The 14,840-nt window shown below is 66.5% G+C and carries 9 protein-coding genes; 4 read left to right on the plus strand and 5 right to left on the minus strand.

Annotated elements, in window-relative coordinates; all coding sequences use genetic code 11:
* Positions 1–63: 63 nt before the first annotated feature.
* On the minus strand, positions 64–1,968 hold the full coding sequence (locus C479_RS12655) for a S9 family peptidase (RefSeq protein WP_049907379.1): 1,905 nt from the start codon (positions 1,966–1,968) through the stop codon (positions 64–66).
* A gap of 145 nt (positions 1,969–2,113) precedes the next feature.
* On the opposite strand from C479_RS12655, the gene C479_RS12660 reads away from it, so the two are divergent.
* From C479_RS12660 to C479_RS12670, 3 genes are all read left to right on the plus strand, one after another.
* Positions 2,114–3,178 (plus strand): glycosyltransferase, encoded by a 1,065-nt coding sequence (locus C479_RS12660; RefSeq protein WP_007703256.1) that lies wholly within the window; start codon positions 2,114–2,116, stop codon positions 3,176–3,178.
* A 196-nt stretch (positions 3,179–3,374) separates the two neighbouring features.
* Positions 3,375–4,034, plus strand: a complete 660-nt coding sequence (locus tag C479_RS12665) for a helix-turn-helix domain-containing protein (protein ID WP_007703258.1) — start codon at positions 3,375–3,377, stop codon at positions 4,032–4,034.
* Positions 4,035–4,192: 158 nt separating this feature from the next.
* Entirely contained in the window at positions 4,193–4,582 is a 390-nt protein-coding gene (locus C479_RS12670) for a DUF7344 domain-containing protein (protein WP_007703261.1), read from the plus strand.
* A gap of 43 nt (positions 4,583–4,625) precedes the next feature.
* Here C479_RS12670 and C479_RS12675 read toward each other — a convergent pair whose 3' ends face one another.
* From C479_RS12675 to carB, 4 genes are all read right to left on the minus strand, one after another.
* On the minus strand, positions 4,626–5,294 hold the full coding sequence (locus tag C479_RS12675; RefSeq protein WP_152415898.1) for a class I SAM-dependent methyltransferase: 669 nt from the start codon (positions 5,292–5,294) through the stop codon (positions 4,626–4,628).
* A gap of 19 nt (positions 5,295–5,313) precedes the next feature.
* Entirely contained in the window at positions 5,314–7,977 is a 2,664-nt protein-coding gene (gene folP / locus C479_RS12680) for a dihydropteroate synthase (protein ID WP_007703273.1), read from the minus strand.
* An 81-nt stretch (positions 7,978–8,058) separates the two neighbouring features.
* Positions 8,059–8,316: a hypothetical protein gene (locus tag C479_RS12685; RefSeq protein WP_007703275.1), complete on the minus strand. Its 258-nt coding sequence runs from the start codon at positions 8,314–8,316 to the stop codon at positions 8,059–8,061.
* A 94-nt stretch (positions 8,317–8,410) separates the two neighbouring features.
* Positions 8,411–11,695: a carbamoyl-phosphate synthase large subunit gene (gene carB, locus C479_RS12690; RefSeq protein WP_007703277.1), complete on the minus strand. Its 3,285-nt coding sequence runs from the start codon at positions 11,693–11,695 to the stop codon at positions 8,411–8,413.
* A 298-nt stretch (positions 11,696–11,993) separates the two neighbouring features.
* Between carB and C479_RS12695 the strand changes: the two genes are divergently transcribed.
* Positions 11,994–14,756 (plus strand): sensor histidine kinase, encoded by a 2,763-nt coding sequence (locus tag C479_RS12695; protein ID WP_049907299.1) that lies wholly within the window; start codon positions 11,994–11,996, stop codon positions 14,754–14,756.
* Positions 14,757–14,840: the final 84 nt, after the last annotated feature.

Here is a 14,840-nt window from a genome sequence, read left to right on the forward strand (position 1 = left end):
AAAACCCAAACATTTAGTCGCGGTCCGAACCGACTGTCGTCCGAATCCAGCTGTTTGCGCTCGCTACACGTGCTCGTCGAGGAACGCGGCGATCTCGGCGTAGGCTTCGATGCGGTTTTCGAGTTTGCTGAAGCCGTGGCCCTCGTCGGGGAAGATCAGTTTGCGCGTGGGCACGCCGTGGTCGCGGGCCTCGTCGACGATCTGTTCGGCCTCGCCGACGGGGACGCGCGGGTCGTTCTCGCCGTGGAGGACGAACAGCGGCGCCTCGATCTCGTCGACGTGATTGAGCGGGGAGATCGATTCGAGGAACTCGCGATCGTCTTCGAGCGAGCCGTACTCAGCCTCGCGGAGCGACCGTCGCCAGTCGCCGGTGTTCTCGAGGAAGGTGACGAAGCTGGCGATGCCGACGATGTCCACGCCGGCAGCCCACAGGTCGGGATACTCGGTGAGCGACGCGAGGACCATGAACCCGCCGTAGGAGCCGCCCATGCACGCGATTCGATCCTCGTCGATCGCAGGGTGGTCGGCGAGCCAGTCGACGCACACCGCAACGTCGTCGACCGAGTCCATGCGCTTCTCGACGTCGTCCAGACTGGCGTATTCGGTGCCGTAGCCCGACGACCCGCGGACGTTCGGCTCGAAGTAGGCGTAGCCGCGATCCAGGAAGTACTGCTTGGTCCCGGAGAACGAGGGTCGACGCTGTCCCTCGGGCCCACCGTGGATGTCGACGATGACCGGCGCGCCGTTCGCCGTCTCGGTGCCGCTCGATTCGCGGGTCCCGGTTCCGGTTTCGCTGTCAGCCGCCCCGGAATCCGGAAGCGTGAGGAAGCCAGGAACATCGAGCCCGTCGAAGCTCTCGACATGGACCAGGGCCGACTCGTCGAACGTCTCGCGGGGAATCCCGGCAGTCGGGGCGTCGGTCCAGCGCTCCGCCTCGCCGCTCTCGACGTCGACGACCCAGACGTTCGCGTTGGTGGTGTCGCCGGTCGCCGTGATGGCGAAGCGCTCGGCGTCGGGGTCGAAGGAGACGCCGCCGGAAATGCCGCCCGGCAGGTCGGGATCTGGGAACGTCTCGAACGCGGTCGGGTCCGTCTCGTCGACCGCGCCGACGGTGAGTTCCGTGTAGCCGTCGACGTTGCGGGAGGTGACGAACCGGCCGGACTCGTCGTCGAGTGCGATCCCGTCGACGTTCCAGCCGTCGCCGTCGTCGACGACGGTGAGCGGCGTCGTCCGCTCACCTCTCTCGCCGTCGTCCGCGGCGGCCTCGATCGCCGCTTCGAGATCCAGATACGCGAGCGAGAGCGTGTCGGTCTCCTGGTCGGTTACGAGGTAGATCCCCTCGCCGTTGGGGGCCCAGCTGGGCGACTGGTAGCGGACGTCGCCCTCGTGGGGCGTGAAGTGGTAGAAATCGCCCGTTTCGAGGTCGAGCACGGACAGATCCTGGTCGTAGCTAGATTGGGCTTCCGAGACGAGTAGCCGCGAGTCGTCTGGGCTCCAGCCGGCAAGCGAGAGCCACCCGTCGCCTTCGTAGACCATCGTCGCTTCGTCGCCCGTCTCCGCGCGCCCCTGCACGTAGAGGTCGAAGACGGCCTCGTCGCGGCGGTTGGAAGCGAAGGCGAATCGTTCGCCATCGTGGCTCCAGCCGCCCCAGCGGTGTTTGGCGTCCGGACGGGCCGTCAGGTTCTCGATCCGGCCACTCTCCGCGTCGAGGCGGTAGAGCTGTGCGCGTTCGTTGCCGCCCTCGTCCATGCCGAAAATGAGCTCGGGGCGCTCCGGCGACCACGAGGCGAACGTGACCCGCTCGTCGTAGAACGTCCGTTGCTCGGGCCAGCGACCCGGCCCGTCGAGCGTCCAGACCTGGCTCGTCCCCGTCGTGTCCATCAAGAAGGAGAGTCGGTCGCCGTCGGGGCCGAACGACGCCCCGCCGGCCGACCGGATGTTGAGGTAGCGTTCGATGTCGTAGCTCATGGCCGTGGGTTGCGGCGACGAGCCGTATGCCTTCGGGTTGCGGCGGTCGCGAACATCGTCGCGAACGGTGGCGCGCACTCGCGACGGTCCCCGAGTCGGGTGGATGCCGTGTCATTTATACCCCATCTCTACGTGGCCGGGCATAATGCGCGTCGGCGTCGTCTCGTTTCGGACCGTCCACCATCGCCGTAGCGAGACGACCGAACGGATCCAGACGCTGGTCGAACTCCTGCGAGACGACGGCCACGACGTCCACGTCTTCTGTGCACGCTGGTGGCCCGACGACCGCGATATCGTCGCCGAGGAGGGAATCACCTACCACGGCGTCGCCCCCGACCGCGACTCCGGGCGAGCCTTCCTCGTCCGACTGCCGGTCGCGATCCGGAAACTCGGCGCCGACGTGATCCACGTCGGGGCGAACCCGCCGAAGCAGGTCGGCGCGGCGAGTCTCGGGACGAAACTCTCACGCACGCCGGTGGTCCTGGAGTGGGACGGCTCCATCGGCGACGGCGCCGAGAAGGACTACAAACGCGCCCTCGGGGCCGCAGACGCCGTCGTCACTCCTTCACAACTGGTTCGCACCTGGGCGCGCGAACGCGGGGCCGACGGCGACGACGTCACCGTGGTTCCAAACCCCATCGATATTGATCGAATTCGTGAGGTCGACCCCGGCGAGCCCGCGGAGGTCGTCTACGCTCGCCGACTCGACGAGGGGGCCAATCTGGAGAGCGTCATGCTCGCGCTCGCGGAACTGCGCGACCGTGACTGGACGGCGACGGTGATCGGCGACGGCCCGTGGCGCGAGGAGTACGAGTCGATGGCTGGCGACCTCCGGATCGCGGATCGGATCCGCTTCGTCGGCGAGGCCGACCGCGACGAGCGCATCGCCATCTACCGCGCGGCGCACGTCTTCGCCCAGACCGCCGAGTACTGTCGCTTCCCCACCGAACTGGCCTGGGCGCTTGCCTGTGGCTGCGTCGGCGTCGTCGAGTACCACGTCGACTCGGCCGGCCACGAACTCGTCGAGGGCCGCGAACGCGGCTTTCGCACCACGAGCGAGTCGGAACTCGCCGACGCAATCGTCGACGCCGGCGAGCTGGAATCGCTCGACTTCGACGACTCGTTCGCCGAGTTCGACCGTGAGAACGTTCTCCGGCAGTACATAGAGTGCTACGAACGAGTGCAGGACCAGCGTGGGTTGTTCGGGTAACGGTGCGGTTTTCCTCGCGTTTTTGAACGGTGACACTCTATCGGGGGATTCGTCGGCTCGCTCGATCCGACGCGACACGAGCCGTCGACGGACCGGACGCTGGTGTCGGCCACCACTGAACGAATCCCCCGAGCGGACCGTCGGGTGTTCTGACGTCTCCTAACGGCTACGGTTCTGGCGATCCTGAAGGCACCCCATGAGCGTCTTTCTCGAGTTCACCATCGCCAAAACGGCGTTCACGCTCGGCAGCGTCCTGGCTGGATCACCACCGATGTCCGTCGAACTGGAACGGATCGTCCCGACGGGGGACTCGGCGATGCCCTTCCTGTGGGTGACCGGCGACGACTTCGACGCGTTCGAGCGAAAAGTGCGCGGCCACGAGTACGTCGACGACGTCATCGCGCTCGATCGGGTCGGCGACAGCACGCTCTACCGCGTGATCTGGTACGAGACCCACAACGACCTCATCCGCGGTATCACGGAAGCCGACGGCACTATCCTCGAGGGTCGCGCGCAGGGGCGCTGGCACTTTCGCGTTCGGTTCCCGGACCACGACTCGCTCTCGCAATTTAGCGACTTTTGCACGGATCGCGACTTACCCATCGAGATCGTTCGCACCTACACGGAGCTCGAAGACGCCGAGGGCCTCGTCCAGTACGGACTCTCGGATGAACAGCGAGACGCGCTCCTCCTCGGGCTGCGCCGGGGCTACTTCGACACCCCCAGTCGGACGAGCCTGGACGACCTCGCCGACGAACTGGAGATCTCCCAGCAGGCCACCTCGGATCGAATCCGTCGGGGAACGGAACAGGTTCTGACCGAAGCGCTTCTGCTAACCGAGGAACACGAGGAGTGACGATCGATGTCACGCCGGCCGACGGGGTGTCTTAAACGAATAGTAGCTACTACGGACACCCTCTCGGTCGACGACCCGGTGTGTTCGAACACGATCATGCCCACAGTCACCTGCGACGCACGATCCGGCGACCAGTACCGCACGTCGGGTGAGACACGATGACCGCTTCGGGCGAGCGATCGTCGGCCAGCTACGACGCGATCATCGAGGTGTGTTCCCACCCTGTCCGTCGCGTCGCGCTCGCGACACTGCTGGAGCAACGCGGGTCGATCACGCTCACCGAGTTGGCGGCGTCGATCGAGGCGAACGCCGCGAGTGTCACTGGCGACCAGCCGAACGGGCTATCGGACGCCGACGATCGCACTTCGTCGACGCTTCATCTCACGCTTCATCACACTCACCTCCCGAAACTGGCGGAGGCGTGCCTCGTCGAGTACGATGCAGAGCGACGTGTGGTCGAACCGACGGCCGAATTCGACCGCGTCCGGCCCCTGATGTCGACGATCGTCGCCGCGGATCCCGCCCTCGAAACGCCGACCGTCGGCTAATCGCGGCCATCTCCGGTCGCCCGTTTTTGCGCTGCGGGACGGCTCACGCCCGCCGCGCGAGCAGGTAGCGCCACTCCCCGCCGCCGAGTTCGTCGCCGATCGTCCGCGCGTCGGCGACGGTGAATCCGACCTCGTCGAGCGTCTCGCGGGTCCACTCGTCGCCGTGGAAGCTCCAGCGCATCGCGGCGCCACCGTCGAGCCAGTCGGGGTTCTCACCTTCCCAGGCGCCAGCGCCGACGGTGAGAAGTAGCCACCCGCCGGCGGCCGTCACCCGCGCGAACTCTTCGAGAACGCTCTCGTGTTCGGTCTTCGGGACGTGGATGATCGAGTGCAGTGCACAGATCCCGCCGAATGCGTCGTCTTCGAACGGCAGGCTCGTCAGGTCGCCCTGGACGAGCGGGATGTCGTTCCCCTCGACGGTCCGTCCGACCGTCTCGCTCGCGAGCTCGAGTTGCGATCGGGAGACGTCGAGCCCGACGACAGCCGCTCCCAGCTCGGACAGCGGTTGCGACGCCGCTCGCCCATCGCCGCAGCCGGCGTCGAGAACTCGTGGACTGGCGTCGTCGATGCGTGCGTACAGCTCCTCGATCAGAGCCAGTTCCTCGGAATCTTGCTCGCGCTCGGCCGCGTACGTCCGGGCGAGTTCGTCGTATCCCTCGCGAACCTGGTTGCGGTGAGCTGCTGGGTCGTCCGGATCGTCCTCTTCTGTCACTCCGAACCCACCTCTCCCGTCACTTCGCATCGCCTCGATCTCGTCGCCGATGCGCGTATCCGGTCGAATCCCGCGTCGCGAGCGCCGTCTCCACGGCGGCGACGTTCTCGGGGACGTCGTGGACGCGGACGATGTCGGCACCGCGGTCGACGGCCAGCGCCGTGGCGGCGACGGTCGACTCAAGCCGATCGCCGGCGTCCTGGCCCACCCAGTCGTACATCGACTTCTGGGAGTGCCCGATCAGAATCGGACAGCCGAGTGCGCGGAACTCGTCGGTGCGATCAAGTAACTCGAACTCCTCTCGCTTCGACTTGCCGAACCCGAGGCCGGGGTCGACGATGATCTGCTCCCGATCGAGTCCCGCCCGTTCGGCGAGCAGAACGGTCTCTGCGAGCTCCGCGAGGACGTCACCGACGACGTCGTCGTAGGTCACCTCGCGGTCGGGGTCAACCGGCGCGTCGAGGCTGTGCATGACGATCAGCGAGGCGTCGTGCTCGGCGGCGACGAAGCGCATCTCGGGATCGGCGAGGCCGGAGACGTCGTTGACGATGTCCGCGCCGGCGTCGAGGGCGGCCTCGGCGACGGCGGCCTTGCGCGTGTCGATCGAGACGGCCGCATCGAGGTCGCGGATGCGCTCGATGACGGGAACGACGCGGTCGATCTCCTCGTCGACGGGGACCGGCTCCGCGCCGGGGCGGGTGGATTCCCCGCCGACGTCGAGTATCGTCGCGCCGGCGTCGACCATCGACTCGGCCCGTGCGACTGCGGACTCGACGTCGTCGTACTCGCCGCCGTCGTGGAAACTGTCCGGCGTGACGTTCAGGATTCCCATCACGGCCGGCGCCTCGCCCCAGGGGTACTCGGTCCCCGTGACGTCGGGGCCGTGCGGACTGGGGCTGCCGGCACCGGTGTCGCCCGATTTGCCGATCCCGAGCGTCTCCCGGAGTTCTGCCCCGATCGCGGCGAGGCCGTAGGGCTGGGCGTCGAGCTTCTCGACGAGCCGTTTGAACTGCGACAGTGTGCCCATACAGACCGCCTCGACGAGTTGCTCCTCCCGTTGGAGGCCAGACAGGGCGCACTCGCCGCCAAGGCTCAGCAGCTCCTGTTTGAGATAGGTTGCCTGCCGTTCCTGCAGTCTAAGGTGGACCGTCCGATGGACAGCCTTCCCGCGCATCCGCCAGAGGCCCTTCTCGGTCACGTTCGCCCGTTCCAGGGTCCGCCGGGCGTCATTGAGGTCCCGTACGTCGGTCTCGACACCCGTGAGGGTGTAGTGCGTCCGGGCCTCGGCGATGGCGTACAGCGAGCCGGCGACGACGACCGCGTCACCCGGCTCGGCCTGGGCGAGCGCGTGTTCGAACCCATCCCGGACCGCGGAGATCGTCCGCACGTCTTCGACGCCCTCGCGCTCGAAGAGCCGGGCGAGGACGGCTGGATCGACGGATCGATCGGTCGTGGGCCGACAGGCGACCACGGAGTCCGGGGTCGGCAGCGCCGCGACCATTTCGCCGTAGTCCTTGTCGTGCATGACGCCGACGACGAGGTGGAGGTCGTCGTACTCGAACGTCGAGAGCGTGTCGGTGAATCGCTCGCAGCCGGCGGGGTTGTGCGCACCGTCAAGGACGACGAGCGGCGCGTCGTCCATCACCTCGAACCGACCCGGCCAGTGGGCGCGGCGCAGGCCCGTTTGGAGCTCGTCGACCGAGACGTCGACCAGCTGTCGAGCCAGCGCGACGGCCACGCCGGCGTTCTCTGCCTGGTGGGCGCCGATCGCGGCCATCCGGCTACAGACGGCGTCCGCGCGCGGTCGCGTCGGGTGCCCAGACAGGTCGATCGTCACCGCCGCTTCGGCGTGGGAGACGCGCCCCTCGTAGGTGACGTGGACGTCCGGGCGGTCGCTAGCCGCGGTGGATGGATCGACGCCGTCGCCGACCGTCACTACCTCGGGCGCCACCTCGCGGATCGCGGACAGTGCCTCGCTGTCCGCGGCCGTCACGAGCGGGGTCGGGCCATCCTCGGTCGGTCCGCCGCCGGTCGTCCCGTTCCCCGCCGACCCGTCGCCGGCCATCGACTCGCCGCCCCCCTGGGACGCCCCGCCACCCGACGCCGATCCGTTCACTGCGGGGGCGACGTGGGCCATGTCGCGGGCGATCTCCGCCAGCATGTCGCCGAGGACGGTGGTGTGTTCGAGCGCGACGCTCGTCACCGCGCTCGCGACGGGCTCGACGACGCTCGTCGCGTCTTCCTTCCCCCCGATGCCGACCTCCATCACGGCGTAATCGACGTCTTCGCGGGCGAAGTGCCACAGGGCCATCGCGGTCGTCGTCTCGAAGAAGGTGGGCGAAGCGCCGTCGGCTCCCCGTTCGGTGAGGTACTCGTCGCAGGCCGCGACGAACTCGCTCACCGCCGCTTTCGGAATCGGCCGCCCGTCGACCCGGATCCGCTCGCGCATGTCCTCCAGATGCGGCGACGTGTACAGTCCGACCGTGTGGCCCGCCGCTCGCAGAATCGATTCCAGCATCCGGGCCGTCGACCCCTTCCCGTTCGAGCCCGCGAGCTGGATCGCGTCGACCGACTCGTGGGGATCGTCGAGGTGGGCGAGTACGTCCGCCGTCGACGCCGTCCCCGGGCGAATGCCGAACCGGCCGAGATCGTAGAGCCGATCGGCCGCCTCGTGATACTCCATACGTGATTCTCAGCGTACGGTCGCTTTAGGGTGTTGGAGTCCGATCGAGGGAACCACCAACGTGACGCAGTGATTCGGTACTCACGCCCCCTGCAATCCGTTCGGCGGGCGCAGGAACAGGCCGTCGACGAGGGCGAGCGCGCCGACGACGCCCGCGAGGGCCAGTCCCGCTTCGAGCGGCAGTCCCAGCGCGCGCATCGCCGTCGCCGCGCCGGCGAACGCCATCGGGATGATCGCGAGCAACAGGTCCCATCTGGTGACCGTCGAGACGAGTCGTCGGAGTCGCGCGAAGCCAGGAAGGGCACGGATGATTCTCTGCATGTCGATACGCACCTCCACGTGGGCGTACGGGAGCGACGATTAAAAAAACAGTGGAAACGGCCCGAGTGGGTCCGAGAGGGTGTATTGGTCCTTTAGGGCCGGTCGTTCTCTCTCACTCGGTCTTCGGCTGGCCCCAGTACTCGTCGCGCTGCGGGCGGTCGCCGATGGCCTCGACGTCGATCGGTTCGTCTCGCAGCTCGCGTGCCTCAAGTGCGGCCGACGCCGCTTCTTCCGTCGAGAAGTACGGAATCTCCTCCTCGACGGCGACGGTGAGCAGGTCACGCTTGCCGGAGACGATCATGTCGATCTCGCCGCGTCTGGTCGCCTCGACCAGATCGACGGCGTCGGAGAGGTCGTAGTACTCGGTGAAGCCGTCGACGAGCGCCTCGCCGGCCTCGCTGTCGGGGTCGGGGAAGGCGTCGTCGGCCAGGTCGAGGACGATCGTGCCCGACTCGGGGATCTCGTTTCCGGCCGCCGATTGAGCCTTCTCGTAGGCCTTGCCGACGGTGTCGGCGGTGCCCATGACTTCGCCCGTCGACTTCATCTCGGGGCCCAGGCGCGGGTCGGAGTCGGGCAGGCGGTCGAACGGTAGGACGACCTCCTTGATCGAGGTCTGCTCGGGTACCTGCTCGGTGACGTCGAGTTCGTCGAGCGAGTTACCGGCCATGACCTGCGCGGCGATCTTCGCGATCGGAACGCCCGTGGCTTTCGAGATGAACGGCACCGTGCGCGAGGAGCGCGGATTGGCTTCCAGAACGTACACGTCCTCGTCCTTGACCGCCAGCTGGACGTTGAGCAGGCCCACGGTGTCCAGGCCGCGGGCGATCTCCTCGGCGACCTCGCGCACCCGGCGGTTGACGTCGCGTCCCAGCGAGCGCGGCGGGATCATACACGCCGAGTCGCCGGAGTGGACCCCTGCGCTCTCGACGTGTTCCATGATGCCGCCGATGAGGACGTCCTCGCCGTCTGCCACGGCGTCGACGTCCAGCTCGACGGCGTCTTCTAAGAACTCGTCGACGAGGATCGGCTTGTCCGGGCTCACGCGGACGGCCTCTTCGATGTACTCTTCCAGTTCGGCGTCGTCGTAGACGATCTCCATCGCGCGCCCGCCGAGGACGTAGGATGGACGCACCAGGACGGGGTAGCCGATCTCGTGGGCGAGTTCCAGCGCCTCCTCGCGGGAGGTCGCGGAGCCGCCTTCGGGCTGGGCGATACCCAGCTCGTCCATCAGGGCGTTGAAGCGGTCGCGGTCCTCCGCCAGGTCCATCGCCCCGACGCCGGTCCCCATAATCTCGCAGTCGAGACCCCGACGTGCGAGTTCGTCTTCGAGCGGTTCGCCGATGTTCACCGAGGTCTGGCCGCCGAACTGGACCATCACGCCGTCGGCGCCGGTCGTCTCGGCCACGTCGGCGACCTCCTCGGCCGTGATCGGCTCGAAGAACAGCCCGTCGGAGGTGTCGTAGTCTGTCGAGACCGTCTCGGGATTGTTGTTCACGACGTGGGCGTCGATGCCGAGTTCGCGAAGTGCCTGGACGGCGTGGACCGCACAGTAGTCGAACTCCACGCCCTGTCCGATCCGGATTGGGCCGCCGCCGACGACGACCACGCTCTCGACGTCCGGATCGATTTCGAGTTCGCTCGCCATCCGGGAGACGCGCTCGGCGTCATCCGGGGACTCGGTCCCAGCGCTTCCTGCACGTCCGGCCCCCGGCACGGCCGCCTCCGCGAACGCCGACTGGCGTGCGGAGTAGTAGTACGGCGTCTCGGCCTCGAATTCGCCCGCACAGGTGTCGACCTGTTTGTACGAGCGACCTGGAACCGCGGACTCGACCGATCCGACGTCGACGTCGGCGAGCGCGGCGATCTCGTCGTTCGTCCGGCCGGCGACGGCGGCGTCGGTGAACTCCCCGTCGCGGGCGAGGGCGTCTGCCTCGGCGATCCGGGCGAAGCGCTCGACGTACCACTCGTAGATACCGGTCAGCTCGCAGACTTCCTCGACCGAGAAGCCACGATCGAACGCCTCCAGCATCGCGTAGGGACGGTCGGGGGATGGTCGTTCGAGATACTCGGTCGAGAGCGTCGCGTCGTCGACCTCGTCCCAGTCGACGCTGGGGTCGTACTCCGACGAACGGAGGGCTTTCAGCAGGCTCTCCTCGAAGGTCCGGCCGATGGCCATCGCTTCACCGGTGGACTTCATCGCGGTCGTCAGCTCGAAGTCGACGTCGTCGAACTTGTCGATGGGCCAGCGCGGCACCTTCGTGACGACGTAGTCGATGGCGGGCTCGAACGCGGCGGTCGTCTCGCCGGTGATCTCGTTATCGATCTCGTGGAGACGCTTGCCCAGTGCGACCTTCGCGGTGACGCGGGCAATCGGGTAGCCGGTCGCCTTCGAGGCCAGTGCGGAGGAGCGCGAGACGCGGGGGTTGACCTCGACGACGCGGTACTCGCCGCCCGGCGTGCCGTCGTCGTGCCAGGCGAACTGGATGTTACAGCCGCCCTGGATGCCGAGATCGCGGATGACGTCGAGCGCCGCGGTGCGCATCTCCTGGTGGCCGTCGTCGGGGATGACCTGCGAGGGGGTGACGACTGTCGACTCGCCCGTGTGGATTCCCATCGGGTCGAGGTTTTCCATGTTGCAGATGATGATACAGGAGTCGTCGGCGTCGCGCATCACCTCGTACTCGAGTTCGACCCAGCCGGCGATCGATTCGGTGATGAGGACCTCGCTGTTTCGCGAGAGGCGCAGGCCCGTGCGGACGCGCTCGATCAACTCGTCCATCTCGGCGACGACGCCGGAGCCCGAGCCGCCGAGCGTGTAGGTCGTCCGCGCGATGACGGGGAGGCCGCCGACCTCGTCGACGGCGTCTTCGACGCGTTCTTCGAGGTCGGCTTCGGTGAGTTCGGCGACGGACTCGTCCTCGTCTAACGTGATCGTCGTCGAGGCGGGCACTGGCTGTCCGATCGACTCCATCCGTTGGCGGAAGAGGTCGCGGTCCTCGGTCGCGTAGATGGTGTCGAGCGGCGTGCCCATGATTTCGACGTCGTACTCCTCAAGGACGCCTTCCTCGGCCAGCTCGGCGGTGACGTTGAGGCCGGTCTGGCCGCCGAGGCCGGCGATGACGCCGTCTGGCTCTTCCTCACGGATGATCTCGGCGATCGCCTCGGTCGTGATCGGTTCGATGTAGACCCGGTCTGCCATCTCCGGGTCGGTCATGATCGTCGCTGGGTTCGAGTTCACGAGGACGACGCGTGCACCCTCTTCCTGCAGGGCCCGGCAGGCCTGTGCGCCGGAGTAGTCGAACTCCGCCGCCTGGCCGATCTGGATCGGTCCGCTGCCGATGAGCAAGATGGTGCGCTCGTCCGGCTCGTCCCCGGCTCGATGATGCGCGGAAGCCATTGGTCGTCCGATTCGAGTTCGCACATCGTAATAAGCCCCACGATACGCTACGAAACCCGTAACGGATTTTCGAAATTCGAACGTTCGATCGTCGTCCCGTCTTCCCCGTCGTCCGGTCGGCGTTACTCGGCCGGCTGCGTGTGGCTGGGCGGTGTGGGCTGGGTGTCGAGGTGGTAACTTGTCGATTACGGGTGGATGTCTGTGGACCGAAAACCGCCACACCATCCGATATGGTCGCTGATATCGGCGAATTTGGCCAATTTCCTTAAGAGCGTTGGACCGGTTTCTCATTGTATTGATGACAACGGAGGACCCCCACAGCCCACCTACGTCACGGGTGGTCGTCTACCTCCATCCCGACCCCGACGTCGGTGACGCCGTCGCCGCCGCGCTTGAGAGCGGTTTCTTCGACGTCCTTCCGGTCTCCCGTCCGGAGCGAGCGCGACAACTCGTCGAAGAGCGGGCCATCGACTGTCTGGTGACAGTCTTCGATCTCCCATCGACCGACGGGCTCTCGTTCGTCCGATCGCTCCGCTCGGCCGGGATCGTGACGCCCACGGTCATTCACGCCGTGAGCGGGAACGAATCCGTCGCTGCAGCGGCGATCGACACCGACGTCGCCGGGTACGTTCCCGTCCCGGAGACGCCGGTCGAATCGGTTTCGGCGCTAGCGGACACGGTCGATCGAGCGATCGAGGACTCGACGTCCTCGACGGCGGCGTTACGACGGCGCTGGCAGACCGTCGAATCGCTCCACGATGTTGCCCTCCAGTTCGAAACCTGCGCGACGCCCGAGGAGACGTATCAATTTGCGGTCGAAGCACTCGCACAGGTATTGGACGTGTATACGTGCGTACTCTACGTTGCCGAAGACGGCTCGCTCGTCCCGAAGGCGACCGTCGGCTCGTTACCTGGGGGGTGGCAACCGTACGGACTCGAGGAAGGCGTCGCCGGTCGGACGTTTCAGACTGGCGAATCGAGTCGGTCCGATCACATCCAGTCACACTCGGGTGCCTCACCGGCCGAAGATGTGTTACAGTCGGGAATCAGCGTTTCAGTCGGCGATTTCGGGGTGATGCAGGCGGTGTCGGAGCGGCCGGGCGCGTACACGGAGCACGACCGGAAACTGGCGGAACTACTTGCTGCACACGTCTCCGCGGCAGTGTCACGAATCCGCTCGAATCGAGAGCTCCGCGCCGAACGGGACCGGTTCGCCATGCTCTTCGAGAACGTCCCGGACGCGATTGCAATCACGTACGGGCCGGACCGTTGCGTCGCCGACGTCAATCCGGCGTTCGAACGGGCGTTCGGATTCGAGCGCGACGAGCTCGTCGACGAGCCAATCGACGACTATCTGCTCCCCGACGCCAGCGACGCGATACACGTCGTCGAGGAAGTCGGAACCGACGAAGTCTTGAGAGACGAGATCACGCGACAGGGGACCGACGAGCGGCGTGAATACAGTTTCAAGGGGTTCGCGATCGAGGGCGAAGAGACGTTCCAGGAGTACGGTATCTATACGGATATTACGGCACAAAAGCGCCGCGAGCGCGAACTCAGGCAGTACAAAACGCTCGTCGAGGCCGTCGGCGATCCGATGTACGTACTCGATGTGGATGGCCGCGTCGAGATGGTCAACGAAGCGATGGCATCCGTCCTCGGGAAACCTGCGTCGACGGTGGTCGGGAGCGATCCGAAGACGTTCATGCCGGCCGAACACGTCGATCGTGGCACCGAACTCCTCGTGAGCTTGCTTACGGACCCCGAGCGGCAGTGGGACACGTTCGAGATGGACGTCGAATCGGCCGATGGCGGACCCTTCATCGCAGAGACGAAGATCTCTCCGCTCCTCGACGATGACGGCGAGTTTGCCGGTAGCGTCGGGGTGATCCGCGACATTACCAGGCGCAAAGAACGGGAACGGCAGATTCGGGACTTACACGAGGGAACGCGCGATCTCATGGCGGCAGCCGGCACCCAGGCAGTAGCCGAGATGGCGACCGAAGTCGCGGCGGATGCCCTCGATTTCCCGATCAACGGGGTGTACCTGTACGACGAATCGCTCGCCGCACTCGTCCCCGTGGCCAACTCAGAACGCGCACAGGAACTGCTCGGTTCGCCGCCCGTCGTCGAAGCGGGCGACGGACTCATGTGGGACGCGTTCGAGACGGGTGAGCCGGTCAGTTATCAGGACGTTCGGGCTGATCCCGAGGTGATGAATCCGGACACCTTCGTCCGAAGTGAAGCCTTCGTCCCACTCGGCGAACACGGGTTACTCCTCTTTTCGTCTCCGAACGTCGACGACTTCGACGACGAAGCGCTTGCGCTGGCGAAAATTCTGGGGTCGAACATCGAAGCAGCGCTCGATCGGGCCGAGCGGGAGACGGAACTGGCCGCCCGAACCGACGAACTCGAACGACAGAACGAGCGGCTAGACGAGTTTGCGGGGATGGTCAGCCACGACCTGCGAAATCCCCTGACGCTAGCGAACGGCCGCCTCGAACTTGCACGCGACCGCCTGCACGAAGCGTCCGGACCGCACACCGACGATATCGAAGCACACCTCTCGGAGATCGAGTGGGCCGTCGACCGGATGGAGACGCTCATCGAAGACATGCTCGAACTGGCGCGAACCGGCCAGCCGATCGACGGGACGACGGCGGTCGACCTTCCGTCGGTCGCGGCGGCGGCACAGCGAACCGTCGATGCCGACCTCGCGGTCACCGTCGACGACTCGCTCGGCGAGGTCGAAGCGAGCGAGCAACGCGTCCGTGCGATCTTCGAGAACAGCTTTCGGAATGCGATCGATCACGTCGGTCCGAACGTCACGGTGACCGTCCGTCGGACGCCCGACGGCTTCGCCATCGACGACGACGGACCAGGTATCCCGCCCAAACACCGCGATTCCGTTCTCGAGACCGGCTACACCACCGCGAGCGATGGGACCGGGTTCGGCCTCGCGATCGTCGCCGACGTGGCCGAGGCCCACGGCTGGGAGCTCTCGGTCGAGGAGAGTCCGGATGGTGGTGCCAGAATTCGCGTCGTGACTGACTCATCGTAGTCACCGTCGAGGTCCTTCCGTCGTCGCAGTCGGGGTAGAATCGGCTCCTCTCCGGCCGTCGTAACGCTGCAGACAGACAGTTCG

The sequence above is a fragment of the Halovivax asiaticus JCM 14624 genome (genome assembly GCF_000337515.1).
GTDB classification, from domain to species: Archaea; Halobacteriota; Halobacteria; order Halobacteriales; family Natrialbaceae; genus Halovivax; species Halovivax asiaticus.